Here is a 26,576-nt window from a genome sequence, read left to right as displayed (position 1 = left end):
AGGAAAGAATTTATACTTAAGACAGTAAAAGGTTATGCTAAGCGCTACTGGTATCTAACTGTTATGACACAACCGAATATTTTGGAACTCGCGAAACAGGGAGATGCAAAGGCGATCGCGCTTCTGCTGAACCGCCAGCTACAAGCCAAGGGCATCACCGCCGCAGCTTCCCTTAAGGATGGTTGTTTACAGGTGATGCTGGAAGCCACAGAAGCGCCTAGTCAGCAAGTCTTGGCCCCGTGGGTGAGTAAGTCGATCGCTGGTTTGGGGGCTGCATCGATTGAGAAAGTCAAGGTTTACGGGCGACAGACGGGCGCAAAGGTGCCGGCGTGGAGTCAAGAGTTGGAAGTGGCGGGGCTAAAGTTGCCTGTTACGGATGTTACACAGGGGCGGGCAAGTTCTAGTGAAAATACGGAGTCAAATCAGCTTAGTTTGAAGGAACGGGCTAAGCTTGGGGATGTGGAGGCGATCGCATCTTTGTTAAATCTGCCGTTGCAAAATAAGGGAATTACGGCGACTGCGAGTTTGCAAGACGGTTGTTTGCAAGTGATGCTGGAGTCGGATGTGGTTCCTGATGAGGAAGCGGCTGTTAGGATTGTCCGCAGGGAGTTGACGAATTTGAAGGCGGGGGCGATCGCTTCTGTGAAGGTTTACGGGCAGCAGGCGGGTGAGGATTTTCCGGCGTGGAATCGAGAGTTTGAGCTAAAGGCAGAGGTTAGTTCAGATTCAAAAAAATTATCAACAGATAAATTTGCAAATAAACCTGAAATTTTGACTCAAGTTATTCAGTTAATGAAACAGCAAAAGTTTCAAGAAGTATTAGAAATATCTAAAAATCATCTTCAGGAGAATCCACAGAGTCAAAAAATTTTGCTGGCAGGAGGAGTTATTGTCTTAGCAGCTCTAAGCTTTAAAGCAATACCAATTGCTCAACAAACTCCATTACCTACGGTCGTTACCTCCTCTAGTCAGCCGTCACCAACCAGCGATCCAGTAAAAGAGTCAGCTACAAAGTTTATGGAGCAATATTTAGATGACATTGTTAACAAGGGAAATAGTGGCACTTCTTACTGGTGTAGTAAGTCTCAAGATTTTGCATCATCTTTCTTTGCACCTAGAAACGCCAAAATTCTAGATATGGTAGCATCTGATACTACCGTATCGGTTACGATTCAGCTTGACTCCAGCAACAAGGGGGGTGGGCAAATTACAAATAATTGGTTAATTTTTTTGGATAAGGAAGAAGATCAGACTAAATCCAGCACCTTGCACGATGGCTGGTGTGTTGCCTTTATCAGTGATAAATCAAAATAGTGAATAAGTTAAAATGTCTGACCTAATCTCAAAAACCACCGCACACCTAGACTACCCATTCCTATTAGTCACACACATGGTCTGTGCGGATCAGCAGATTCACAGTGAAGAGTCGAAAGCACTACGCGAACTAGCAACGCAGATCGGCGCTTCTCAACGCACTCTCGCTGAGATGGAAAAAATTCTAGCTCAAGAGGAAAACCAGCTTTCTGTAGAGGATTTAGCTCGAAAAGTGTCGCCCGGTGAGCAAAGCGAGGCCATGTCGCAAATGTTGGCGATCGCCTATGTTGACGGTTTCTGTTCTGCATTAGAACGCCAGATGGCGGAACAAGTAGCACGGATTTGGAACTGGCCAACGGGAGAAGTACAGCGGCAGCTTGTAGAAGCAGGAGCCTTCGCTGATACCCGATTCATAGGCGAACACAACCAACAACAGAAACCCTCTATCGGTGCGCGTTTCCTTGCAGGGGCTGATTCTCTCCTTTCACGCGCATTAGTGGATAATGTAGCAAAGCTCACTGGGAGTGAGCAAAAAGTTGAGCAAATACGCCGGGAAATCCTGTTAACTGGGCCAGAATATGATGAGGCGATTCGTCAGTGTGCAGTCATCGCTGATGAAGATTATAAATTTGCAAAATCGGCACTTCTAACAGCTCTATCAGCCCTTTCCAACTTGGAAACAAATATTCAAGTGGCTATCGAAGACATCAAACATAAAACAAGCGGTAAAGGTCAAGCTACCACTGCTAAGGAAGTCGCCAAGCAACTTGAGGATACTAGAAATGCTCTAAGTGCCGAAATTATCAAAGAAATGGAAATTGTGCGCGAGTCGCTTCGGGCCAAGGAACGCGCTCTCAATCATTTCAGCATCACATTTATGGGCAAGACTAAGGCTGGCAAAAGCACTCTTCACGCCATAGTTACAGATGATGGATGGGATGCGATAGGTGTAGGAAAGCAGCGCACAACTCGGTTTAATCGGGTGTACGAGTGGAAGAATATCCGCATCATTGATACTCCTGGGATTGGTGCTCCGGGTGGCCAAAGTGATGAACAAATTGCTAAAAGTATTATCGACGAGTCAGATGTGATTTGTTATGTGGTGACAAATGAGAGTATCCAAGAGAGTGAGTTTGCTTTCTTGCGGCTATTAAAGGAAAAAGCCAAGCCATTAATTATTCTACTGAATGTCAAGAAGAACCTACGCCACTCTCATCGGTTGGAGGATTTCTTAAAAAACCCCGATAAACTGTTTGAAATGGATGGTCAAAGTGGTCTAGGCGGGCACATTGAACGTATCCGTCGCTACGCTCGTGAGCATTATGCTAATGACTATTTCGATATTGTTCCTGTGATGCTGTTGGCGGCGCAGCTTTCCCGCGAACCAGAACACGCAAAGAAGAAACAGGAGCTTTTTCAGGCAAGTCGGATGCAGAAGTTTCTAGGTTCAATCCGTCTATCTCTCGTTGATCATGGGGTAATTCGTCGCTCTCAAACTTTGCTCGGTTCTACCGTAGGCGAAATCGATAAGCCTTATAAGTGGGTAAATAAACAAGCTTTAGTCTATGAAAAATTGACAGAAACTCTGAAAAATGAGCGCGAGGGAATCCAAAAGGACATCCGAAAAACAGCTAAGGATGCTAAAGACTCTTTACTGCAAAAAATCGAGAGGATTTTTCAAGAGGCTATAGAAGCTGTTCCATCTTTTGCAGAAGATCATTGGAACTGTAACGAAGTTGCCATGAAGCTGGGATGGGAAACAAAGTTAAAAGCACTTCGCTTTGAGAAACGCTTAAAGATAGCTTATGAAGAGACTAGCAAAAAATTCAATAAGGAAGTTCAGGAAGTTCTGGAGGAAATAGGAAATGAATTACAGCTAATATCTGAGCTTGGTAGTAGCGATTTCAACTTTCCTGAGCAGGATTCAAACAATTTTCGAGATTTTGTGCGAATTGGTGGAGGCATTCTAGGGATAGCAGGAACTATTATAGCGTTATTCGTAGCCGCTCCTGTTGGGATTTTTATAGGGATAGGAACTACTGTTGTTAGCATGATGACAGGACTTTTTAAATCCAAAGATGAAAAGCGACGCGAGGCTGTTATAAATATCTCAACTTCATTAAAAAGTCAGCTCAACACTCAGAGGCAAAAGACTCTACAGCAGGCTCACAGGGAATTTGGTAAGTATTCTGATTCCGTAACCACGAACATCAACATCTATTTTGAAGAATTGATTACAGGGCTAGAAGCGATCGCGACTCAGCTTGAAGAAGCAAAAAAGAAGTTATCAGGGACAGCAAATTATCTAAATCGTGCTTATGCAAAGCGAATCATTGACTGGTCTACTGAACAACAGGAAACTCTAACAGATAAGTGCATCAACCACACCATTGCTAGAGTCGAAAGAGATTTCGGACGTAGCATGAAGATTGTCACAAAATCTAAAGTTCAACGACTAAAAAAATCCCTAGAGGATATTAAACACATCCTTCAAGAGGATATTTCATTTAGCAATCTCGAATCTTCCCAAAAAAAACTAAACTACCATGACTCAGAACCACCCGAAATTTAAAGCTGCTGATGTTGCTGGATATTTCACGAAAACGCTAGTAAATTTTGACAACTTACTGGCTCAGGGAAACACACCCGAACTAACAGCTATCCGAAAAAAAGTGCGTGATGAATTAAAAGAGTATCGAGATCAGGGGATTCTCGGAGTAGCTTTTGTGGGGCAGTACAGTGCAGGTAAATCAACCATCATTTCTGGCATGACAGGACGGCGCGATATCCGCATTAATGCTGATATTGCTACTGATAAAACTACCAATTATGACTGGAACGGCATCCAGCTAATTGATACGCCTGGACTTTTTACAGACCGCCAAGATCACGATGAGACTACTTATGATGCCATTAACAAATCAGACTTGCTGGTTTTTTGCCTCACCTATATGCTCTTTGACTCATTGACAGCAGAGAATTTCAAGAAGTTAGCCTATGAAAAAGGCTATCGCTGGAAAATGATGCTGGTTATCAATAAAATGTCTGATGAAGCAGGAGAAGAAGAGCAAAAGATTGCCAACTACCGCACAAGTCTTGCCGAGGCACTGAAGCCTTACAGTATTGATGAATTTCCGCTCTGCTTTATCGATGCCAAAGACTACTGTGAAGGCATGGACGGCCAAGATGATTTTCTGACGGAAATCAGCCGGTTTTCAACTTTTATTGATGCTCTCAATCAGTTTGTAGAGCGTCGTGGCTCCCTTGCTCGTTTTGATACACCAGTCCGAATTGCTCTAAGCTGCGTTGATGAGGCTCAGTTGAGCTTTAGTCGCAACTCTAGCGAAGATTCTGCTTTTTTTGAAGTGCTGACACGGTTATCTCGCACAGTGCGTAAAGAGCGTGATCGCCTGCGAACCAAGGTTAAAAATATAGCCCTAGAGATGTCATCAGGAGTTGCTAGCGAAGGCAACACTCTTGCCGCAGCAGTAGGTAGCGAGCAGAAATTTGAAAACCTGAATAAACAAGCTGAACTGAATGTGCAGAAGCACTATGAGAAAGCAGAAACCAAGCTGCAAGATGCTGTAAATGTAGCAGTTGAAGATATCCGGCAGGAGGTTGAAAAAGTGCTAGAAGGTGATCTAGTCAAGAGTTTTGTTGCTTGCCTAGATAAAAATCAAAATATATCAGCCCAAAATCTGGGGGCTGGTATGGATATGGAGCGACTAAAAAGCCAAGTTAACTTGCTTAAAAAAATTGGTGAGACGGCCGGGGTGAAGCTGACCACTTTGGCATCGAGAAGTTTTGCAAAAACCGCTGCTGAACAAGGATTTCTACGTTCTATAGATGTAGCAGGAAGCGGTTTACATCAAGGTGTTGTGGCTGTGGGAAAATTTGTCGGCTTTAAGTTTAAGCCTTGGCAGGCGGTTGGTATGGCTAAAAACATCGGCAATGCTGCTAAATTCCTGGGGCCAGCTCTAGCACTTGTTTCAGTAGGACTAGATATTTTACAAATGCAACAGGAACATGAGCGAGAAAAGCAAATGTCTGATGTTCGTCGCGATATTACGAGTCAATTTCAATTAATAGCAAAAGACTTGGAAAATCAAATTGAAATACAGCTCTTTGAATGTGAGCAACAAGTTTACGGAGAGATTGAGAAGCAAATTGCAGCCGCTCGTCAGGAGGGAGAGGAAGCGATTTCTGCTTCTAATACTTGGGTAAAACAACTGGCAGAAATCCGTAAGGATTTTGACGCGATTATCCAGTACATCACGAAGGCAACAGCTAATCCGAATACTTGAAGCTGAAAAAGTGCGATCGCCCTTACGTCCCAACTTGTCCCAAAGCGCGATCGCGCCTCTTCCCCTGTACTTGCAAAAAAATTACATCCAAGATAAACTAGGAAATAGAAACTAAGCAACCTCTGATGCTGAAAGCAAAAATATAATGAAAACTAAAAGCTTCACAGTCATCATTTACAAAGAAGAAGATATGTACATTGCCGAATGTCCAGAAGTCGGCACAATTGACCAAGGCGAAACCATAGAACAAGCGATCGCCAATCTCAAAGAAGCTACAAGGCTCTATCTCGAAGAGTGTCCTTTACCCGACGAAATCACTCCCAGGTTTGTAACTAGCATAGAGGTTAGCTATGCCTAGGTTGCCCAGAATATCAAGCCTAGAAGTAATTCGCGTACTAGAGCGTTTAGACTTTTATCAAGCCCGACAAACGGGTAGTTACGTTGTCCTTAAAAAGCCTCTTCCAGACGGAGAAATTGTTTGCGTTGTGCCACTCCACCGCGAGTTAAAAATTGGTACTCTCAGCGGTGTTCTAAAGCAAGCAAAGGTCACACCTGATGAGTTTATAGCTAATTTATAAGTGAGAATAAACGGGTTTCCCAGTAGATGAGTTTTTGTAGCTTGTAGGGGTCGATCGCGATCGTAATGAAATAGCTATCGCCCTTACATCCCAACTTGTCACAAAGTGCGATCGCCCCTACATGAATTATTCAAACTAACTCCGACACACTCAGCCGCCCTTCTACGGGTTCATACTCATCCAGCTCATTAAATTTTTTATCTCTTTTTTTTGCCCTAACGCTAATTGATGAAATGAAGACCATGCAGTGACTATATGTAGCGCTTTTTGCTGGTCATTTCGGTCATAAGATTGTTTCATTGTTTTGCCATCAATGGCAATCACGTTTAGTTCTAATTCCCCGACTATCGCATTTACCCAACTCAAAAAACATTCTTGAAACTGCTGCGGTTCAATTCGGGCAAATAAGGAGACTAAACCTGTCATGAGATGGTATACCATTCGGTAATTATAGAAAGCTTTTTAACCATTCATATTTGGCGTTACCATAGGCTTCTATTGCCACCAATCCGTCGGCACCGCTGATGATAGCTAGAATCGCAATCGATCTAATATCTTTGAGCAAATCTTATTTACTTCTTTCTATTTTTTGGTCGTTCAAGGTGGCAAAATATTTTAAAAAAATGGCAGTTAAAATATTCACTGAAGACAATGAATTTATTTGTTTGTGTTGGCAAGTTACAGTTTTACTAAAACCTCTTGCCATTGATAACACTCATGAACTAGAATAAACTACACAAAAAAAATAGTCGCAGATAACTGTAGCATATTTTGGGTTAAAGTTAAGATACGTTTACCCTGAATCTTAAATCTAAAATCTAAAATCGTATGACTGATTATAAAGGCGATCGACAAACTAGCAATTTAGCAGCTATTCACCAACAAATCAATTGGCTTCAGCAACAGCCAGACGGCATCCTCTTTCAACAAAACTCCGGCGACAACTGCATCGCAGTAAAAAAAATAAACTCAGTTCTACTACTGCTTTTAGCAGACAGAGAAACCTTAATCACAAATGTAGCTCAATCAATCCTAGACCTCAACAATCCACTAAATTTAATCTTTCCCTATTCCCGATCCGTGCTGCTAGCATTAGTCTGGAAAACTCACCCAAAAAAAATCTATGTAATTGGATTTGGTGGCGGCACCCTCCCCAGATTTTTTCACCACTATTTCCCTAACGCCATAGTCGAATGTACAGATATTGACCAAAAAGTAGTCGAAGTAGCTCAAAAATTTTTTGGCATTCAATTCGACGACAGACTCAAAGTAGCCATTCAAGACGGGCGCGAATATCTAGCCCAACAAAATTCCACAGTAAAAAACGATATAATTATCGTGGATGCTGGTTTTGGCAGCGGCTATATGCCCTATAAATTGGTGACACAAGAATTTTACCAACTGTGCAAAACTCGCTTGTCAAGCGCAGGTGTTCTAGTTGTCCACCTGTTCCACAAACAAGAGTTTAATGCGGCAGCGGTGAAAACAATTCAAACTGTGTTCGCACAAGTTTATATATGCAATTTAGAAGCCGGCAACAGCGTTGTCATTGCGACTAATGCTCCCGATTTAGCTAAAAATGAAATTTTCTTGAAAGCCGAACTTATTCAAGATTTCCACAATTTAGGATTTTCCTTAATAGAAATTTCGCTCCAGCTAAAAAAAGTAGCCCAATTGCCGGAATGGGTGAAAATTTGGGAAACGCTGCCAATTTTTACAGATGCTGAAATACCCGCCGGATATTTGGACTGATAAATATACACAATTAGGGCTGTTAACGGCATCCGACAAAAAACTCTAATTGTAGGGTGCTTATGGGGGTATCATCGGGCTGTAGGGTGTTTAGGGGCCCAGCATCCCTATGTCTGTAGCAAATCCCCATCAGTCAAAAGTTGACACTAGGAAATATCGCTCTAAAAAATACTTGACAGTGAAAATCTGGCAGTGTAGTATAGAAGTAGTGCATAGAATGAAAAACATGAGACTAAAAAGTTGGGAGTCTCCTCGCAGCGAGGGTAGAAACTCCAAAGGTAAAGGCGGCTCAGCCAGGGCTCGGCAACTCAAAAAGCAACAGCAAACTCTGCGAAAACAGTTAAAAGCTCAACACGATCGACAAAACGATCGACAAAACGATCGACAAAACCACCCACAAAACCACCCACAAAACCATCAAGGGAAGGAAACCCATAATTCCTTCCCTTTTTTTGTATCTTTCCGCCGCTCAATCCCGCTGAATGTTCGGACAAATCGTGCTACTAATGCTCGCCTCGGAGGGTTGCTCTTGCCAGCAGTTGAGAATGCCTAGCAACTCCCTCTTCAAAGTTTCTAAGGCTGCAATTTGCACAGAAATTTCCTCTACCTTAGCCGTGAGATGCTGCTTCGCTTCAGAGCAAGGCAACTCTCCCCGATCGCGAACCTGTAAAATATCCTTAATCTCCTGAAGGCTCAAACCCAGAGCCTGAGAGCGTTTAATAAACGCCAACCTATTAAATACCGTTTCGCCAAACAAGCGATAACCAGCGGGCGATCGCTCCACCGCAGGAGACAGCAAGCCCATCTCCTCATAGTAACGAACAGTTTTCACCGACAAACCACTAAAGGCAGCTACAGAGCCAATTTTGTACAGTTTCTCGGCAACAGAAATATTCATAAACCAAGCATCCAAGATCGAAATACTTTCTTGCCCTATCTTTTAGTGCCGACACTTTTTTGCTAACAAATGCTAACAAACATATAAGTTAAGAGAATCTCTCAACAAAGGCGTGTCAACCAATGCCCGCAGGAAAATCCCGCGAGCACCATTTAAATCCCGATCCATCTTCAGCCCGGTGGCTGCGGACTTAATAGTTCTAGCGCCACCTAGATTTTTGACAATTTCGCCCGTCCATGACACAGTTTTTGACGTGTAAGCTTCGTTGCAGTCAATTACGAGTTTTGAATTTTCCCAAGCTTTCCACTTTAGGAAAGTCTTGAACTCGCAATGGCTCAAGGTTAACATTTGTCGCACCGTTTTATTCCTTATTTTACGGCGGGACTTAGACACCATCTGAGAAGTCTCGAACGTAGGTAGTAAGATTACATCAAAATTATCTACTAAAAACTTAGCTACTTTGTGATGCAACTCTCTAACCAAATTCTTGATTTTACAACGAAGCCTACTGGCTGCTTTCTTGAATCTTCTTTTCTGCCGGCTGGGGGCTTTAGAGATTTTCGATATCAACTTGTCTAGCCGAAAACACAATTTCTGGATGTACAAATTAGAATTATTTCCGAGCCAGCCATAGGAATCTTCAGAGAAAAACGTTATGAACGTGCGGACACCGGGATCTAAGGCAACAAGCCGACCTTGGTTATCGGTCTTGGCTTGTTGCACTTCTTCAGAAACAACTAGGTAGTATTCTCCATAACCGAGAGTTAACCTTCCATCGCTGAAATTTTCAGGCAAAGATTCTGTTAACCGACACTTACCTAGAATGGAATGGTAGACGCCGCAATATTTTATAGCCGACTTCGGCACATATATAGATTGTCTAGTATCTTTTCTGCTGCGAAATTTGCATTTGCGGATTTGCCCATCTTTTTTAAAACCTTGCTTAGCTGCTTTGACTGCTGAGCAAGCATCTTTGATGGCAATCGATTTGATCTGGAAAGGTACAGGTTTTGCCCATTCTGGTAAACTGTTGAGTATTCCAGTTTTGATCGTCATCCAGTTAGCTTTCGTGCCTGGTTCTTGGAGGTATTTGATGGTCGTGTTGTAAACAAAACGACTCACTCCAAACCACTGCCTGATTAAAGCTTTTTGTTCAGGACTTAGGAATAGACGGATCTTCCTTGATCTTCTTGCTGTAACTTCTGAGTCCGTGCATTCTACAACTGAAGACGTGAAGGATGGCAAGAAGATCGCTTGTGAGTTCGGCTTCTGTGCAGTGAACAGTTCGGTCAAGAACCAGGATTTGTCCACCGTTTTGTTGGGCCATGAACTCGAATAATTCAAATCCGAACCTGCACAATCTGTGGCGACAGGCAACAACAACCGTAAGTTGTTCGCCTCGCATAAATCTGACCAGTAGGGCTTGCAGTCCTTTTCTTTTGAAGTTGAGTCCCGACCCGATATCTTGGATGATTTCGGCGTCGGGGTATTGCTGTCGCATGAAGTCAACTTGCCGGGTGAGATCGTCTCGCTGCTTCGGTGAGCTGACGCGACAGTAGCAAACAACGGTAGTTCTAATTGCACCGCGCTGGTAGGACTCGACATCGTAGAGTCGTTGCCCTGCTTCGTTTTTGATGCTTTTGATCTTCCCGGAGTCCGCATATTTTCTTAATGTGTGTGGATGCAAGCCCAGAAATTCGACTGCTTTTCTGAGTGGTATGTACGCCATGCAGCCAATAGTAGCATACATTAACAAATGTAAGCAAATACTTTACTGTGCGTCAACCTCCGATCCAGGGAGTCGATCGGCACCTCGCCCAGTCACCATTGCCCAGTAATCTTAATAAGGAGGATTTTTTTTAGACACGTTAAGCACTGGCAACTGAGGTCTAGAAGACTGAGGAGGAAGATAGTATTCGGGAGCAGGTGCGGTTTGTTCGGCTGCAGAGCGGTAAAATTGCCACCAGCGGAGAGCCATCGCCACCCCAGCAGTCCCCAGCCCAAAAGCCAATAAAGAGCCACTCGCACCCATGCTGCCGATGGCTGCATCGACAACGCCCACTGTCACAACAAAGCTGGTAATTGGTTCTCTACGGTAAGCTGACCTCAAAAGTCGCGTCCACGAAGCATTCATTTGGTTTTACTCTGTTCTATATTTATTTACAATCTCTAAAACTTAGAGTTGGCGGAACGATCGGGATTTCTAGCTCAAAGAGTAGCTTCACCTAAATTAATCTTCTCGCCTGTGGGGAATTGTACGGGAGCGAGGCAAAATTGCCAAGCTTGTCAAATCAAAATTCCACCCCATATATACCTCCAAAAGCCAGCTATTGCATTCGGGAACAGAACTCTCTCGACAGAGAAGTCGCTGGGCTTGTTTCTAATTAATATTTTAATCAATTCCCGAATTTGTCGCGGTCAGCAGAAGCCACACCCGCTGCCGTTCCAGTCAAGACAAAGTGTAAGGCTGACCGCGCCATTGCTAAAATTAGTTGAGACCTAACCAGGACAGCAAGCCCTGGCCTGTGACATACTCGATAATTAAAGTTAGAGAAAAACCGATCATCGCGGCTCGACCGTTAAGGCGTTCCGCGTAGCTGTTGAAACCAAACTTTGGCTGTTCCAGTTTGGGGGTGACGGTGGGTTGTAGTTGTGTCATTGCTTTGGGTACCTGGCGATCGACGCTATTCAAATGTGAAATCCAATGTTAGTTACAAATCTTAAACATTGCTACTTCTATTATAAAGAGGGTTAACCGCCGTCAACCGTCCCGGAAGAGAAAAAACTGCTGCCAACTAATGCCAATTAATTATACCCGCTCAAAATATGACTAATCAGTTAGATAACGATAAGCTTCCTGTCGCCGTACAGCGAGTAGCCTTTGCCCTTCGTACAACAGGCTGGGTTTGCTTCTGGGTACAGGTAGTGCTAGGGGTGGTAGCGGCGATCATTTTGCTCTTTGCCATCCCCTTCGCCCTCCCCAGGGCTACCGCCGGTGCGGGTTCAACCAGTGCCGGCACCGGCGGCGGCGTATTTTTTGCCATTTGCGGGCTGGCCGTACTCGCTTACAGCGTATATCGCTCTTTCCGCTTCACTCGTTTGTCGAGACAACTGCGATCGCCCGGTAACGCTGTCCGCCCCAAAAAAGCAGACACCATCAAAGAGGTGCGCCTGTCACTGATGAGCAACTTGTCAGGAATGGTGCTGACGCTGATCGGCGCAGAAGCCATCAGCGGCACGCTTTTAGCCAAATCTCTAGCTCAGCCGCAAGCCTTGTTCGGTGCCGCAGTTGATGTGGGCCGATTTATTCAGCCCCTAGATATATTTGTGGTACTCGCCAATACTCACGCCACTGTTGCCCATTTTGTCGGGATTTTCGGGGCTCTTTGGTTGCTCGATCGCATCCACAAGCAATAGTTATTGGTGAGGGGCAACCGATGCCCGATGCCCGATGCCCGATGCCCGATGCCCGATGCCCGATGCCCGATGCCCGATGCCCGATGCCCCACTCTCCCCCAACCCACATCCGGAATCACTGCCAAGCTGTCGAAGAACGTACTCAGATACCTTCTACGAAGACAACATGAATATCATGGCACTGAAACCCGAGGCTTATTTTGGGGTGACAGATCACCCAACTATTGAAATTTCTCAAGAAAGTTTTCGTTCTGTCCTAGGTCAAATAGAAGCTGAACTCCTCTGTAGCGACACCTATAGCCAAGCTCTAGCTAGCTTGCAAACAATGTTGGGCGAAGCAGCCTCCGCTGCCGAAATTTTAATTAGAGCAGTTAGCAGAGAAGCCGTCAAGCTCGCATTCGATCGATTTCCCAAACAAAACAAAATTGAACCGCAAGTAGCCCAAGAGAGTTTTACTGCTGTAAGTCCCGTCATTGAGACGGTGACAGAAATTCAAGAATTGGAGCCACCAGTAGCTGTTCCTGTCTTCTATTGGCGCAGCGCTAGTGTGGAAGCGCCGCCCCAAACCGAGTCCGACACTGAAACTTCCGATCGAGACACTAACACTTCTGAAGACAGCAAAGAAGCGCCCCAAGACGAAATTAAAGTCGAGTCGGCTCCACCTGCAACTGTCACTGTCCCCGGAAAATCCTTCCCAGGGTTCGGTTTTCCCAAAAAGCCGAAAAAACTCACCAAGGAAGAAGAAGCAGCTTTAGCCGTTCAAGAGCGAGAAGAGTGCCTGCGGGAGTTGGGTAAAGAATTGCGTAAGGGACGGCAAATTCGCTCCCTATCCCTGCTGCAACTCCACAGTCAAACTCTCGTGCCGGTGCACCACATCGAATCGATCGAAAATGGGGAAATCGACAAACTGCCCCAAGATATTTACGTTAGAGGTTTTATCCGCAGACTTGGCGACGCCTTGGGACTAGACGGTAGCGCTATGGCGAATGCTTTGCCCAAACCCGCTCCGACTCCAATTCCCAGTATGTATGTGTCTGTTTCCGATTCCGACTCAGGCGAAGGCTTTCAAATGCGTCCGGTGCATTTGTACATCGGCTACACCGCTTTGATGGCTGGGGCTGTAGGGGGTTTGGGTTGGCTGTCGCAGCAACCCGTGGTGCCAGGAGCACAGGCAGTACCTCAACCGCAGGTGACACCGCCAGCCTCAGTTGCACCGGCTCAGAAGACCCCAGAAAAAGCACCTCAACCGGGCTTGAAGAAGTCTAATAACGGGGGATTGAGGATGGGGGCTGACATGGCGCCGCCGGAGGTGATTTTTGGTTAGTGTGTGTCGGGCGAGCGATCGTCCGATAACTCTCTTGGCGCAGGTGAACTCTGAAACTCGGTTTCAGAGTTCACCTGCATAGGGATACTTGCTTGAAGAAATAAGTCCCGCAAAGCAAATACGGTTGAGATTGTAGTTCAATCCCCGCTTTTCATCTATCTGTAGAGTCAATTCTAAAATCTAAAATCTAAAATCTAAAATCTAAAATCGCCCGCCCGTGTACTCAAAGTGATTTTTCAACTGCATCAGGAAACCCGATATCTGCGATAAACTATCTATTTGACCACTCCTAAAAGAGGTTTCCCATAAGATGAGTTCCCCAGCCACCGCTGCTTTCTCCGATCTTGATCCGTTATCGACTCACTCGCCAACAGTCACGAGTTTGGCGGCACCAGACAGTGCTTTGGTAACGGCGGCTCAACTGCCACAAGCATCTTGGACAATAGAAGATAGTGAGAAACTCTACCGAATTCAAGGTTGGGGCGAACCGTATTTTTCGATCAATGCAGCCGGTCACGTTACAGTCTCTCCCAAGGGCGATCGCGGCGGTTCCCTGGACTTGTGCGAACTGGTAGAATCCCTAAAACAGCGAAATTTGGCTTTGCCCCTGCTGATTCGATTTTCTGATATTTTGGAAGACCGGATCGAGCGCTTAAATTCTTGTTTTGCCAGAGCGATCGCTCGGTACAATTACAAAAATGTCTATCGCGGTGTCTTTCCAGTAAAATGCAACCAGCACCGACAATTAATAGAAGATTTGGTGCGTTTCGGTCAACCCCATCACTTCGGACTGGAAGCCGGCTCGAAACCGGAATTAATGATAGCTTTGGCTACCTTAAAAAACCCAGGCGCTTTGTTAATTTGTAATGGTTACAAAGACCGCGAATACATAGAAACTGCTATTTTGGCGCAGCGACTAGGGCAAACTTCCGTAATTGTGCTGGAGCAAATAGAGGAAGTAGAACTCGCAATCGCCGCCAGCAAAGCATTAGGAATTAAACCGATTTTGGGAGTGCGAGCAAAACTCACTACTACAGGCGTTGGCCGCTGGGGAGGTTCCACGGGCGATCGGGCAAAATTTGGCTTGACAATTCCTGAAATTATCCGTGCAGTCGGCGAACTAGAAAAAGCTGGAATGCTCGACTGTTTGCAGTTACTGCACTTCCACATCGGCTCTCAAATTTCCTCAATTAGCGTCATCAAAGACGCCATTCGAGAAGCCAGCCACATTTATGTAGAATTAGCTAAATTGGGAGCTAATATGAACTACTTGGACGTAGGCGGTGGACTCGGCGTTGACTACGACGGGTCTAAAACCAACTTCCACGCTTCCAAAAACTACAATATGCAAAACTACGCTAACGACGTAGTAGCGGGAGTGAAAGATGCCTGCGACGAGCGCAAAATCCCGGTTCCCATTATCATTAGCGAAAGCGGGCGGGCGATCGCTTCTCACCAATCAGTGTTAGTTTTTGACGTACTCGGTACTAGCGATGTCCCCAGAGAAGTACCAGAACCAGTAGATGAAAACGCGCACCAAATTCCGCGCAATCTCTACGAAATTTACCAATCTATCAGTCCCGAAAATTACCAAGAAGTTTATCACGATGCTATCCAATTCAAGGAAGAAGCAGTCAGTTTATTTAACTTAGGCTATTTGGGAATTGCGGAACGGGCGAAAACCGAACAGTTGTACTGGGCTTGCTGCGATAAGATACAGACGATCGCGCGGCAAAAAGAATATGTATCGGACGATTTGGAAGATTTAGAAAAGGTGATGGCGTCCATTTATTACATCAACTTATCGGTTTTTCAGTCAGTACCAGACAGTTGGGCAATTAACCAATTGTTCCCAATAATGCCAATTAACCGACTCGACGAAGAACCAACTCAACGCGGTATTTTAGCCGATCTCACCTGCGACAGCGACGGCAAAATCGACCAATTCATCGATTTGCGAGATGTCAAGTCTGTGTTGGAACTGCATACTCTCAAACCTGGAGAACCTTACTATTTGGCGCTATTTTTGGGAGGTGCTTATCAAGAAATTATGGGCAACCTTCACAACTTATTCGGCGATGCTAATGCAGTTCACATTCAGCTAACACCTTCTGGCTATCATATCGAACACGTTGTGAAAGGAGACACGATGAAAGAAGTCCTCAGCTACGTACAGTATGATGCAGAAAATTTGGTGGAAAGCATCCGCCGTCAGACAGAAGCAGCTTTGCAGCAAAATAAAATTACTCTTTCCGAGGCTCAACTTTTGCTGCAAAATTACGAGCGGAGTCTCAGCCAATATACTTATCTTCAGTCTTAAAATGTAGGGTGTAACTGAGATGTTGCACCACTGTCAATAAGCCTTTTATGAACAGGCTTTCCGGCCTGTTCCACAAGAAAATCTACTCTTTGTGGAACAGGCATCTTGCCTGTTCTTGAGAATGGTGGAAGAGGTGAGGTGCAACCTAAGCACATTACCAGAATTAAAAGCTGAGATCATAAATGTAAAAGTAGGGTGCGCCTAGCGCACCTTACCTTGAGCAATTACCAATTAGCAATTAGCAATTAGCAATTATCCACCATTACCGAGAATTTCAGATATCGCGCGCCGCTCTTCTCCGTGTTGAGTCGGTAAAACTTGGCGAGCGTCAGTAATCAGCCAATCGAGAGCCGCCGCTTGCAAATCGATCGCAGCCCCGGTTTTATCAACGCAGTAGCGCCCGAACACCAGTTTGTCAACCAACCGCACCTCCGGGCCCAAACGGGAATACTCAAAAATCACGCTGTTTTCCACAGTGGCGCCACTGCAAAGCCAACAATTTGGGCCGATCATTGTCGGGCCGATAATTTTTGCTCCATCCTCAATGATCGTCATCCCGCCGATGTAAACAGGCCCAGTAATATCAACCTTATCCCAGTTGACAGCTACATTCAAACCAGCGTAAATGCCGGGGCGTACTTCAATTCCCGGAATCGAAACATTTTTAACTTGTCCCAGCAGCACGCTCTGAATTGCCCGCCAATAGTCAGGAACTTTGCCGATATCCACCCACTCAAAGTCCATGCTAATTCCGTAAAAAGGCGCGCCTTCTGCTACTAGCTTGGGAAATAACTGCGAACCGATATCGTATTCCTGGCCCGAAGGGATGTATTTGAATATTTCCGGTTCAAAAATATAAATACCAGTGTTAATGTCGGTACTCAGAGCTTCCTCTACAGAAGGTTTTTCTTGGAAATCTTTAATTTTGCCAGACTCGTCTGTTACCACCACTCCGTAACTGGGAACCTCCTCGCGGGGAACCGATTTCATAACAATAGTAGCGATCGCCCCTTTTTCCCGGTGCCACTTCACAGCAGCAGTCAAGTCCAAGTCAATCAAAGCGTCGCCGCACAGCACCACAAAAGTATCGTCAAAAAACGGCGAGAAATCCTGAATTCGTTTCATGCCACCAGCAGAACCGAGAGCCTCTCCAATCAGTTCTCCCTCCTCAATTCGCCCTTCAAAAGAATAGGCAATTTGTACCCCAAACTTTTGACCGTCGCGAAAGTAGTTTTCAATCACGTCTGCCAGGTGGGAAACATTGACCATAATCTGGTCAAATCCGTGCTGGCGGAGCAATTCAACCAAAAACTCCATCACTGGCTTTTGCAGGATGGGAATCATCGGTTTGGGTATTGTCTGAGTAATAGGACGGACGCGAGTGCCTTTACCGGCCGCCAGAATCATCGCTTTCATTATTAACTTCCTCAACCCTCTGTTAACTGATATCAACTGAACAATTAGATGCTAGCGGTTGCGCTCGAATCGATCGATCACAGCAAAATCCTGACCTCTTTATAGGCGACATCGTACCAGGCTATCAATCATTTATTCCGAATTTACCTGGATTTAAGAAACCAGGTATCGGGAACCAGCAATAATAACTTCACACTCCCGCTCTCCGCATCCGGGGCTCAGCAACAGAATGCCATAGAGCGAGATTCTGCCTGGAATCTTAACCGACGCAGTGGCATAGTTATTAGTTTCCTCCGAGAACCTAATACCCTGCAAGCTCAAAGCGCGCGGATTTTGAGGTCTTGGTAAAACTCCTCTTGAAGCAACTCTACTTTAGACTGAGCCGATAGCAGCAACAACGCCCAAAAAATACCCACGCGGTCATGATTTGGCAAGTGAACTTCCCCAGTCGATACCGGGTGTTCTGGGTTGACAGGAGAGTGCAAATCGTTATCATGCCAGAGTTCTAGCAATTTGTCCAAGTCCAGCCAACCCTCGTCAATTTCCGCCCCGCGCTGAGCCAGAAACCGTTCGAGTTCACTAGCAGTTTCTACGAGATTTTCTTGGTGAGCTAGCTCAAAGATAGCCTGGGCCGCTTGCGATCGCATTTTTGAGGTAGGGCGGCGCCGGGGGGTAACTGTCTCCTGCTCCATTGCTGCTTTCATTAGCTGCAACTGCTCAATCAGTTCTGGGAGAGTCACCGGGCGTTTTTGCGGTAGTTGAGCTACACCGCGACGGCGCAATTGCCGTTCTAAATGCTGCGGCAAGTGTCGCCCGCCTGAGTGCTCTGCGTCTTCTACTGCCGGCTCGTCGGCCGAGTCGGGATTCGCGGGGGGTTCGGAGAGGACGATACTTTCTGCTTTGAGCAAAACCAGCATTGAAGCGTACAAAAACGCTTGGCCGGAGTGGGACAAATCGGAGAAATCCTTACTCTGATCTGTATCGCAGGCGTTCGTAAGCTTGCTCAGACATCGATCGAACACTTCAATTACCTTAACGTCCCAAGGATCAATTTCTCCCCGTTCGGCTAGGTCAATTAAAATTGCGATCCCCTCGGAAATCGTTTCTAAGCCATCTTGGTCTCGGGAAACGGCCATTCGATTTTAGATTTTAGATTTTAGATTTTAGATTTTGCCTCTGAGAAAACCAGAGAGCATATCAAGTTAATTGGCAGTTATTTCAGCAGCTTTGGCCTCAATGGCTGCTATTTCTAAACTTATCGGTTCTGCACTTTCTAACAAAGGTTGTTTGCCTTCTACTTCGGCTTTATAGCGTTCAAGATTTTGTTCTAATTCCTGAATCCGCTGCTCTTTTTCGCGAACTTGGCGGAGTTGTTGGCGCGAGGCGAGGGTTCGCTGCATTCTCGACCACAGACTGAACAGCCACGCTAGTGTGGCTCCTAATCCGGTCGCTACAATTAGTTCTACGCACAGCGGAGCTTTAACTTGGACGCCTTCGATAACTTGAATGGCGACTGGCTGTGTATTTTCGATGCTGAATAATACTAGAGCCAAGCAAATCAGAAAGATGAAGAAGAAATTTAGCGATCGCATTTTCTCTGTTCCTAATTCTCAATTCAGGTTAAGCAAATTATTTACCACTTGTCAACTGTTTTTTGGCAGATATTCTCAGTTTTTTTTATAAAATCAAATCGGGTCAATTAACCATAATATCCGGGGAGGGGCGGGTTTATTGCAGCTCTGAGAGTTGATTGAAGAGATTGGTTAACCCGCCCCTGCAGGACATATCCTCTTTAGGTTTGACCGATGTTTTGCGGTTTCTTGCCGATTCCCAGTGCTGGCAATATTTGATATTTCAAAGCAATGCCCACCGCCACAAATAAGGCAATAATCAGCGCCCCAATTCCTACGGGACTGGGAATCCAGAATATCGCCTCCAAATAGTTAACTTCTCCGGGTTTCAGCTTCCACACTAACTGTTTTCCTTGCTGATAGCTTTCGGGAACCAGCGCACCGGCGACAGTTTCAATACTTTCTGCGCCCCAAGGCGTGTTCAAGCTAAAGTCTAGCTCCAAAAGTCCCCCCGGACTCAGCAGCAGACTGCCGTTAGAGGAAAGCAAAGAGAGAGAGCGCAAATCCAATTCCAAACTCAACCGATTTCTCAGCACCAATAACAAATTATTCTGCTTGACATTCAGGTGAGATTCAAACTTCGGCAAATCGGTTTCTAGCCGACTTGAAACCAGAGATTTTGTCGTTGGTGCGACGGGATTGTAAAATTGGTTGAACTTGTCTTGCAACTCTGCTCCATTATTGAAAGGAATCCTCACTAGAACTTCTGTGGGGGAAACCCGTTTAGTTTTTCCGTCCAGCAACCTCACCCGGCGTTCTACGCTTTTCAACCATTCTGCAACAGTTTCGCTGCTGAAGCTCGTCAACCTTTCCCCTAGTTTAATGTGCTGCACGATTTCGCCGCGAGTTTGACTCTCAAAGTTGACCCCGACATCGTACTGAACGCATCCAGTCACTAGAGTTAAAAGGCAAAAAACCAAAGGTAAAAGAAAGAAAAAGTGCTTTTTCTTCTTCCCAGTTCCATCCTTGACATTTTGCTCTTTCATTATATATTTTTCCCTATTTTTACCTATTTGCATGAATTAGCAAAGCGTTGAATTGCCGACACTGTTTCTATGTTTGTTTAACTGGTTCCTAGGCTCTGCCTGGGAACCCATGTCCAGACGCTTTGCCTCGCAAGCTTTCATCCAAATTCGAGGCAGAGCCTCATCATCTGTATTACCAGGCAGAGCCTGGTAACGAGTAAAACCGCACTGAACTTATTGCCTCGAAGCTACACCCAACTGTTGAAACAGCATACTTGGCAAATAGGCTGCACCGCCTACCCATTCGGCTTCGCTACTTAAATCTGCCAAATTTTTAAAGGCTTCAAAAATGCTGCCTGCCACCATTGTATTCTTGACGCGACCCACAATTTTGCCTTTTTCTACTTTATAGCCTAAGTCCAAATTGACAGAAAATTCGCCAGCTAACTGATTGGACTGACCGGCACCTAAAACCTGCTCTACTATTAGACCTTCGTCCATGCTAGCAATCAAGTCTTGAGTGGCGGTATTTCCTGGGGAAATGCAAAAGTTAGTCAAATCAGGGCCTGGGCGAGACAATCCGCCACGAAAACCGTTGCCGGTTGATTGTACACCGGCGCGAGCGGCCCACCTGCGATCCCAATAAAATCCGGTGACAGTACCTTTGTCTATCAAGACTTTGCGGGTGGTGGGTGTACCTTCGTCGTCAAAGGGACAAGCAGAAGGGCCTAAAGTGGGGTCTTCAAAAAAGGTAAAGCGTTCGTCAAATAAGGTTTCGCCGATTTTGTCGGCTAGGGGAGAGGCTTTTTGAACTACTGCTTGGCCTGAAAGGATGGTATCAAAGAGGCCGCCGAGGGTGCTAGCGGCGGCTCTGGGGGTAAATAATACTGGGTAGGAACCGCTGGCGATGGTGGCTGAATGTTCGGCGAGGCGGTATTTTTCGAGGAGTGATTGGAGGATGCTGTTGGTGTCCAGGGGACGATCGCGCGCTACGTCGTAACTGTATGCTTGCATAAAGTCTTCTCCCTTTACCAAATTGCCAGCAATAGTGCCGCTGACTATTTGGCTGCTTCTTTCGGCATACAAGTCTTGCGTCGTGGCAATTTTCACGCGGCCGCTGCGGACGTGGAAGCCGACATCTACCATAATATCGGGATTGTAGGCGTGAACTTGCTCGATCAGGTTTTTGCCGTTTTCCACTAATTCTTGAGTTGTGGGCGGAGTGTAGGTGGTTTCCGGGCCTTTTAGGTGGAAGCTGGAGGCGAGTTCAAATTCTGCGGGGTCGCCGATTTCGGCTGTTTGAATCGCTGCATCTACTAAATCGTCTATCCGCGTTAAATCTGTGGAACTAGCAAAACCGATTTTGCCGTGCGAAATCAGCCGCAGTGCTACGCCTTGCAGTGCTTTGGTTTGTAGGGATTTGAGGCGATTGTTTTCAAATTCGATGGGGGTGTCTTGACTCGACAGGTAGTATACTTCAGCAGCATCGGCGCGTTGAGATGCCAATTTCAAAATCTGGTCTACGGTTGAATCGCTCACAATAATAATAACCTGTTATGCTGTTCTTTTTTAATTTTAGCGATTGTCTCGCATGAAAATTGTCTCTATCACCCTTACCGGCAATAACGCCGACTTAATAGGAGCTGCTTTAGTCAGTGTCGTCCATTGGGTAGATGCTTGTATTGTAATTGATACCGGCGTCTCTGACGAAAGTCTAGCCATTGCCTCAGCCATTGCTAGAGAAAAATATGTAGAGCGCAAATTCGAGTGGGTATCAGACTTTGCTCTCGCTCGGAATTTTGGCTTTGATGTTGCCAAAGAAATAGAAGCTGATTGGGCAATTATCCTAGATACAGACGAACGCATTCACCTCGATCTAAATAATATTCGAGATGTAATAAATAGTCTAGTCGGTGACATTTTCCTGGTTTACGAAACTAACAGAACTTACTGCAAAGAAAAGTTGTTTAGAATCCCGACACCAGGAAAATATATCGGCGCGACTCACGAATACTTCGACGTGGGCATAGGAATTCGCACTTTTATGGAAGCGCTTGCATTTTCCGAAGTTCCAAAAACTGCTGCGGCTAGTTTAGCTAAATTTAACCGAGATTTAGAAATACTCAGCCGACTTGTGAAACAGGAACCAACTAATACTCGCTGGTTATTTTACTTGGGAGAAACTCTCAAAAGTTTAGGCAATAACCAACAGGCAATAATTGCTTATCGAGATTGTGCAAATTTGAACGGTTGGGACGAAGAAGCAGCTTGGGCTTGCTACCGAGAAGCGGAGTGTTTGCTGGCTTTAGAAGAGTGGCGAGAAGCCATTAATGCCTGTGCCAAAGGGTTGACCAAACACGCTGGAATTGCAGAATTAGCTTGGCTAGCAGCCTATGCGTCTTACTATGGAGGCTTGAACTCTCAAGCGATTAATTGGGCTTATTTGTCAATAGCAATGGGCAAACATCAAGGCTATGGCAAAGGTATTCAAAGGATAGGATTTCAATACCCGGAAGCACAGTATGAAAAACCTTACGATGTCCTGAAATATGCCTTGCTCCGCAGCGGAGATGAAGCGGGAGCTAAGTTGGCAGAACAACTTTATCAAAATGCTTACCAACTGCGGATGCGGAATTGTGGAATTGATAAGTAGGTTAAGCGAAGCATGAAAGCCGAAGCAAGCCCATAAATCTAAAGGCAGTAAACTCCCAATCCATAAATCTCACAACCTACTTTCGCACAAGTTACCTAATTTTTTAGCGTTGAGTTTTTGGAGTTTGAGATACAGAATCATCAGTCAAAAGTTAATAGCATAACTGATAACTGATGACTTGATGATTGAGGGGCCCTCCCAGGAGAGGGCATCTAGGGCGCTCCCCTGGCTCCCGTGGCTCCGGCTGGCTCAGATTATGCCTCCGATACCTATTCCGGTGGCAGTCCCCCCGCATCCGCCGATGCCACACCTGTGGAGCCTGTGGAGCCGTCAGCTCCGGTTGGTCCGGTTGGTAGGGTTGGTACGATTGGTAGGATTGGTCCGGTTGGTCCGGTTGGTAGGGTTGGTACGATTGGTACGATTGGTACGATTGGTCCGGTTGGTCCGGTTGGTAGGGTTGGTACGATTGGTAGGGTTGGTACGATTGGTACGATTGGTCCGATTGGTCCGGTTGGTCCGGTTGGTATGGTTGGTCCGGTTGGTAGGGTTGGTACGATTGGTAGGGTTGGTACGATTGGTACGATTGGTCCGATTGGTCCGGTTGGTCCGGTTGGTATGGTTGGTACGATTGGTAGGGTTGGTACGATTGGTCCTGTGGCTCCGGTTGGTCCTGTGGCTCCGGTTGGTCCGGTTGGTATGGTTGGTCCGGTTGGTCCGGTTGGTCCGGTTGGTCCGGTGGCTCCGGTGGCTCCTGTGGCTCCGGTGGCTCCTGTGGCTCCGGCAGCTCCTGTGGCTCCTGTGGCTCCTGTGGCTCCGGCAGCTCCTGTGGCTCCTGTGGCTCCTGTGGCTCCTGTGGCTCCGGCAGGTCCTGTGGCTCCTGTGGCCCCTGTGGCTCCGGCAGGTCCTGTGGCTCCTGTGGCTCCTGTGGCTCCTGTGGCTCCGGTGGCTCCTGTGGCTCCTGTGGCTCCGGCAGCTCCTGTGGCTCCTGTGGCTCCGGCAGCTCCTGTGGCTCCGGTGGCTCCGGTGGCTCCTGTGGCTCCGGCAGCTCCTGTGGCTCCGGTAGTTCCGGCAGGTCCTGTGGCTCCGGCAGCTCCTGTGGCTCCGGTAGTTCCGGCAGGTCCTGTGGCTCCTGTGGCTCCGGCAGTTCCGGCAGTTCCTGTGGCCCCTGTGGCTCCTGTGGCTCCTGTGGCTCCTGTGGCTCCGGTAGTTCCTGTGGCCCCTGTGGCTCCTGTGGCTCCTGTGGCTCCTGTGGCTCCGGTAGTTCCGGCAGTTCCGGCAGTTCCTGTGGCTCCTGTAAATCCTTGCACCCCTTGAACTCCAGTAGCACCAGTTGCACCCGTGACGCCCGCTACTCCTGCTAAACCTTGAGGTCCGGTTGGGCCCGGCACTCCCGCTGGACCTTGAAGGCCCGTTGCACCGGTTGGACCTGCTGGTCCGGCAATTTGCGAAGGAATGGTGATGAATCCCTCACCAGCAACTTGTAATGTAATAAAGTCCGTTTCTGTAAGGTTGACCGTACCGGGCAGCACCGCTAAAAAATTCCCTGTTACCAGTTCCTGAATTGCTGTGTTGCCATTCACAGAGACAACCGCCACATCATTAAAAGTCAACCTATCTACCAAAGCTATATGATCTTTACCTTGAGTAAAGTCCGTAATCGAATCAGCTTCGTCAGTCGTGAGTCCTCCTAGTACATTGAAGCCGCTGCCCCTCCCAACCATAAATATGTCATTGCCAGCGCCACCTGTCAGTGTGTCAACTCCTTGCTCTCCAATCAGAAAATCGTTACCTTTGCCGCCGGAGATAGAGTCATTACCCGTGCCGCCGTAAATAACATCGTCATTTTGGCCACCGAAGATGGAGTCGGAACCTTGGTTGCCGTATATGATGTCGTTGCCTTGATCTCCAAACAACAGGTCATTGCCAGCCAGCCCCCATATTTTGTCGGGTGCTTGCAATCCGCTGATAATGTCGGCATTGGGGGTTCCATTTAGAAAGTCAATTGCTGCTGTACCTAAAATATTTGCCATTATCAAAAAATACCAATTTAGAATTGTTTAATTTACTAACACTCTCAAAGGTGTTCCAGGAATATATTAGATGCACCTGACAACTCGATCGAGAAATGCAAGTTTTTTCTCGATGCTTTCTTGAAGTAGTGTTTTGCTAACACACTCGGATCAGAAGTTACGTTGAAAAATATCGAAACTTACAGGAAAATAACAATATTAATCTACAACCGTGAGCTTTGAGGTCAGACTGAACAAATACTCAACTCGTTTACTTCGTAATTGCTAATGCTACTTGTGAAACTCTAGCAAATATCTCCTAGTCTGTCAAGGAGCCTTGGTAAAATTTTAAAAAGGAGTAGATTTTGTCAATACCCCTTTGGGTAGATATATTATTAAATAATAATAATAATGATAATCAAACAAGGAGTAAGAGTGCGAAAGTCCGCCGTCTGCGGACTCTCCACCACCAGCGATTATCATTATCAATAAGTTGTTCACTCGCTCTAGTTGCAGGCGAGCGATAATAGTTGCACCGCAAGCGCACGGCAGCAGGGTAAACGCATCTTGTCAATAACGAGGGGTTTTAGCACTGCGGACTCGGCTTTATTGTTGTTTATTGAGAACGATTTATCCACGTGTAGCGCTTTTGTCTCTGCTCAAACGCTATATATGGGAATTTAAAAATTAGATGCGTTTACCCTGTTACAAAGGTTGCGTTTAACCTATAGCAGATGGCAGATAAATAGAGGATCTTGGAGTCAGTAACATCTAACAAACTGGTTGAAAAGCTGCTGTTACCGTACCTGATGAATCGGCTATCCCTTCTATAAATTTAATTATGACTAACTTAGCCATACTAAACAACAAAAAGTTACAATTGTTGCAATTAACGCCACCCAGATAAACCTATTATCTTTCGTATTAACCTGACTCAAATCTACAGGTTCCTCTACGGCTGGCTTGGGTTTAGCGTACTTGATATCAGCGTTCGGATTAGCTTGAAAATTAATTGATTGATTTTCATCTAAAGCTGCCAAATCAGGGATTTTCACCATCCATTCAGGAGGGATAGTGAGTTTGGGAGCTTCGAGAATGAACAGCAAGCGCTTTGCTTGCTGGCGGGTTTCTTGGCGGGGATGGCGGGTGAGCGCACGGCAAAGCTCGATCGCCTTTTCTGTATTGCCAGAGGCTTCGTAGGCGGTCACTAACCACATCTGCACCTCACCGCCCAACCGGGAATTTCGATCGACTAAACCGGTAGCTGTTTCTAAACTCTGCACAGCTTGAGCATACCGGCCACTCTCAAAAGCTACTTGCCCAGCTTGGTACTCAGTTTGAACAATTTCTAACTTTTCTGAAGTCACGAGCACCCACCCAATTCACAAATATTACTTCCCAAATTCCCCAAACACTAGAATTCGCTGTTGTGTTGCGACATACCCGACTCGTTGTCGCGTTTGGAACCCAGCAAGTCTAACTGGTCTACTCTAATTATAGGTAGCGAGCGATTAGCTCCTGTACTGCGGTCTTGCCAGCGATCGAACTTCAAAGAGCCTGTTACTCCAATTTGAGAGCCTTTGCGAACGTAGTCAGCAGCGACTTGCGCTGTTTTGCCCCAGATTTCCAGATTGAACCAGTCTGGCTGATCGCTGTTCTTGGTTCTGCGATTCACTGCCAGCGTCAACTTGCACAGAACTGTACCCGACTCAAAATATTTTACGTCCGGGTCGCCGCCGACGCGGCCTACTAAATGCACAACATTAAGACTCATAAACTTTTTTGGGAATGTGGTCGATCGGTGATGTAGTTAAACAGTCCATACGGGCATTAGCCTCCAAACTGAACTTGGAACAACGCTTGTGAGGCTTCATCCTGATTGTACACCGAGTTAGGAGAACATATTGATGGTGGATGATTGGCAAGTCTGCGCTCAACCTGAGCTCGACAATGTACATTTCTGACTAGACTCAGGATGAAAAACGTAATAGAATC

At 46.1% G+C, this 26,576-nt stretch carries 24 protein-coding genes; 10 read left to right on the top strand and 14 right to left on the bottom strand.

Annotated features, from left to right (window positions below):
* The first annotated feature begins 63 nt into the window (after positions 1 to 63).
* The 5 genes from QUB11_RS08925 (at position 64) to QUB11_RS08905 (ending at position 6,196) form a co-directional block, all read left to right on the top strand.
* The gene (locus QUB11_RS08925; protein WP_333205424.1) at positions 64 to 1,314 is read left to right on the top strand and encodes a hypothetical protein; all 1,251 of its coding nucleotides are present in this window, start codon (positions 64 to 66) and stop codon (positions 1,312 to 1,314) included.
* 13 nt (positions 1,315 to 1,327) lie between these two features.
* The gene (locus QUB11_RS08920; RefSeq protein WP_333205423.1) at positions 1,328 to 3,886 is read left to right on the top strand and encodes a GTPase; all 2,559 of its coding nucleotides are present in this window, start codon (positions 1,328 to 1,330) and stop codon (positions 3,884 to 3,886) included.
* A 100-nt stretch (positions 3,887 to 3,986) separates the two neighbouring features.
* Positions 3,987 to 5,618, top strand: coding sequence for a GTPase (locus tag QUB11_RS08915; protein ID WP_333390285.1), 1,632 nt, complete (start codon positions 3,987 to 3,989; stop codon positions 5,616 to 5,618).
* Between the two features lie 145 nt (positions 5,619 to 5,763).
* Entirely contained in the window at positions 5,764 to 5,976 is a 213-nt protein-coding gene (locus QUB11_RS08910; protein WP_333148509.1) for a type II toxin-antitoxin system HicB family antitoxin, read from the top strand.
* Positions 5,969 to 6,196 (top strand): type II toxin-antitoxin system HicA family toxin, encoded by a 228-nt coding sequence (locus QUB11_RS08905; protein WP_333205906.1) that lies wholly within the window; start codon positions 5,969 to 5,971, stop codon positions 6,194 to 6,196. Before QUB11_RS08910 ends, QUB11_RS08905 begins: the two co-directional genes overlap by 8 nt.
* Positions 6,197 to 6,358: 162 nt before the next feature.
* Here the strand turns inward: QUB11_RS08905 and QUB11_RS08900 are convergent, their stop codons facing one another.
* Complete coding sequence (locus tag QUB11_RS08900; RefSeq protein WP_333205907.1) at positions 6,359 to 6,622, bottom strand: ISAs1 family transposase; 264 nt, start codon at positions 6,620 to 6,622, stop codon at positions 6,359 to 6,361.
* 402 nt (positions 6,623 to 7,024) lie between these two features.
* On the opposite strand from QUB11_RS08900, the gene QUB11_RS08895 reads away from it, so the two are divergent.
* Complete coding sequence (locus QUB11_RS08895; RefSeq protein WP_333205908.1) at positions 7,025 to 7,948, top strand: fused MFS/spermidine synthase; 924 nt, start codon at positions 7,025 to 7,027, stop codon at positions 7,946 to 7,948.
* A 469-nt stretch (positions 7,949 to 8,417) separates the two neighbouring features.
* On the opposite strand, the gene QUB11_RS08890 is transcribed toward QUB11_RS08895, so the two are convergent.
* The 5 genes from QUB11_RS08890 to QUB11_RS08870 all read right to left on the bottom strand — a co-directional run bounded on the left by QUB11_RS08890 (position 8,418) and on the right by QUB11_RS08870 (position 11,505).
* Complete coding sequence (locus QUB11_RS08890; RefSeq protein ID WP_333205909.1) at positions 8,418 to 8,846, bottom strand: heavy metal-responsive transcriptional regulator; 429 nt, start codon at positions 8,844 to 8,846, stop codon at positions 8,418 to 8,420.
* Between the two features lie 72 nt (positions 8,847 to 8,918).
* A complete protein-coding gene (locus QUB11_RS08885; protein WP_333205910.1) occupies positions 8,919 to 9,968 on the bottom strand; it encodes a transposase in 1,050 nt (349 codons plus the stop codon).
* 31 nt (positions 9,969 to 9,999) lie between these two features.
* Positions 10,000 to 10,596 carry an IS607 family transposase gene (locus QUB11_RS08880; protein WP_333257387.1) on the bottom strand — a complete coding sequence of 199 codons (597 nt, stop codon included), beginning with the start codon at positions 10,594 to 10,596 and terminating at the stop codon, positions 10,000 to 10,002.
* Positions 10,597 to 10,686: 90 nt separating this feature from the next.
* Entirely contained in the window at positions 10,687 to 10,980 is a 294-nt protein-coding gene (locus tag QUB11_RS08875) for a hypothetical protein (protein WP_333134164.1), read from the bottom strand.
* A 354-nt stretch (positions 10,981 to 11,334) separates the two neighbouring features.
* The gene (locus QUB11_RS08870; RefSeq protein WP_172186391.1) at positions 11,335 to 11,505 is read right to left on the bottom strand and encodes a hypothetical protein; all 171 of its coding nucleotides are present in this window, start codon (positions 11,503 to 11,505) and stop codon (positions 11,335 to 11,337) included.
* 167 nt (positions 11,506 to 11,672) lie between these two features.
* Here QUB11_RS08870 and QUB11_RS08865 point away from each other — a divergent pair, with 167 nt between their 5' ends.
* The 3 genes from QUB11_RS08865 (at position 11,673) to speA (ending at position 15,907) form a co-directional block, all read left to right on the top strand.
* Positions 11,673 to 12,263: a DUF3611 family protein gene (locus tag QUB11_RS08865; RefSeq protein ID WP_333205912.1), complete on the top strand. Its 591-nt coding sequence runs from the start codon at positions 11,673 to 11,675 to the stop codon at positions 12,261 to 12,263.
* Between the two features lie 175 nt (positions 12,264 to 12,438).
* On the top strand, positions 12,439 to 13,587 hold the full coding sequence (locus QUB11_RS08860; RefSeq protein ID WP_333205913.1) for a helix-turn-helix domain-containing protein: 1,149 nt from the start codon (positions 12,439 to 12,441) through the stop codon (positions 13,585 to 13,587).
* A 310-nt stretch (positions 13,588 to 13,897) separates the two neighbouring features.
* Positions 13,898 to 15,907 (top strand): biosynthetic arginine decarboxylase, encoded by a 2,010-nt coding sequence (gene speA, locus QUB11_RS08855; protein ID WP_333205914.1) that lies wholly within the window; start codon positions 13,898 to 13,900, stop codon positions 15,905 to 15,907.
* A gap of 252 nt (positions 15,908 to 16,159) precedes the next feature.
* Here speA and QUB11_RS08850 read toward each other — a convergent pair whose 3' ends face one another.
* The 5 genes from QUB11_RS08850 to QUB11_RS08830 form a co-directional block, all read right to left on the bottom strand.
* Complete coding sequence (locus QUB11_RS08850) at positions 16,160 to 17,323, bottom strand: NDP-sugar synthase (protein ID WP_333156524.1); 1,164 nt, start codon at positions 17,321 to 17,323, stop codon at positions 16,160 to 16,162.
* A gap of 317 nt (positions 17,324 to 17,640) precedes the next feature.
* Complete coding sequence (locus QUB11_RS08845; RefSeq protein ID WP_333205915.1) at positions 17,641 to 18,459, bottom strand: segregation/condensation protein A; 819 nt, start codon at positions 18,457 to 18,459, stop codon at positions 17,641 to 17,643.
* 66 nt (positions 18,460 to 18,525) lie between these two features.
* The gene (locus QUB11_RS08840) at positions 18,526 to 18,915 is read right to left on the bottom strand and encodes a LapA family protein (RefSeq protein WP_333205916.1); all 390 of its coding nucleotides are present in this window, start codon (positions 18,913 to 18,915) and stop codon (positions 18,526 to 18,528) included.
* Between the two features lie 200 nt (positions 18,916 to 19,115).
* The gene (locus QUB11_RS08835) at positions 19,116 to 19,940 is read right to left on the bottom strand and encodes a DUF3153 domain-containing protein (RefSeq protein ID WP_333205917.1); all 825 of its coding nucleotides are present in this window, start codon (positions 19,938 to 19,940) and stop codon (positions 19,116 to 19,118) included.
* Positions 19,941 to 20,153: 213 nt separating this feature from the next.
* Positions 20,154 to 21,458 carry a metallopeptidase TldD-related protein gene (locus QUB11_RS08830; RefSeq protein ID WP_333205918.1) on the bottom strand — a complete coding sequence of 435 codons (1,305 nt, stop codon included), beginning with the start codon at positions 21,456 to 21,458 and terminating at the stop codon, positions 20,154 to 20,156.
* A 52-nt stretch (positions 21,459 to 21,510) separates the two neighbouring features.
* Between QUB11_RS08830 and QUB11_RS08825 the strand changes: the two genes are divergently transcribed.
* A complete protein-coding gene (locus tag QUB11_RS08825) occupies positions 21,511 to 22,572 on the top strand; it encodes a hypothetical protein (protein WP_333205919.1) in 1,062 nt (353 codons plus the stop codon).
* 269 nt (positions 22,573 to 22,841) lie between these two features.
* Here the strand turns inward: QUB11_RS08825 and QUB11_RS08820 are convergent, their stop codons facing one another.
* The 3 genes from QUB11_RS08820 to QUB11_RS08810 all read right to left on the bottom strand — a co-directional run bounded on the left by QUB11_RS08820 (position 22,842) and on the right by QUB11_RS08810 (position 26,355).
* On the bottom strand, positions 22,842 to 24,602 hold the full coding sequence (locus tag QUB11_RS08820) for a hypothetical protein (RefSeq protein WP_333390280.1): 1,761 nt from the start codon (positions 24,600 to 24,602) through the stop codon (positions 22,842 to 22,844).
* An 824-nt stretch (positions 24,603 to 25,426) separates the two neighbouring features.
* Positions 25,427 to 25,948, bottom strand: coding sequence for a tetratricopeptide repeat protein (locus QUB11_RS08815; protein WP_333205921.1), 522 nt, complete (start codon positions 25,946 to 25,948; stop codon positions 25,427 to 25,429).
* 47 nt (positions 25,949 to 25,995) lie between these two features.
* Entirely contained in the window at positions 25,996 to 26,355 is a 360-nt protein-coding gene (locus QUB11_RS08810) for a single-stranded DNA-binding protein (RefSeq protein WP_333205922.1), read from the bottom strand.
* Positions 26,356 to 26,576: the final 221 nt, after the last annotated feature.

It is taken from the genome of Microcoleus sp. B6-A1, from assembly GCF_036705085.1.
In the GTDB taxonomy this organism is placed as follows: domain Bacteria; phylum Cyanobacteriota; class Cyanobacteriia; order Cyanobacteriales; family Microcoleaceae; genus Microcoleus.
The sequence above is the reverse complement of the archived record's forward strand: the minus strand, read 5'-3'. Positions and strand labels throughout refer to the sequence as shown.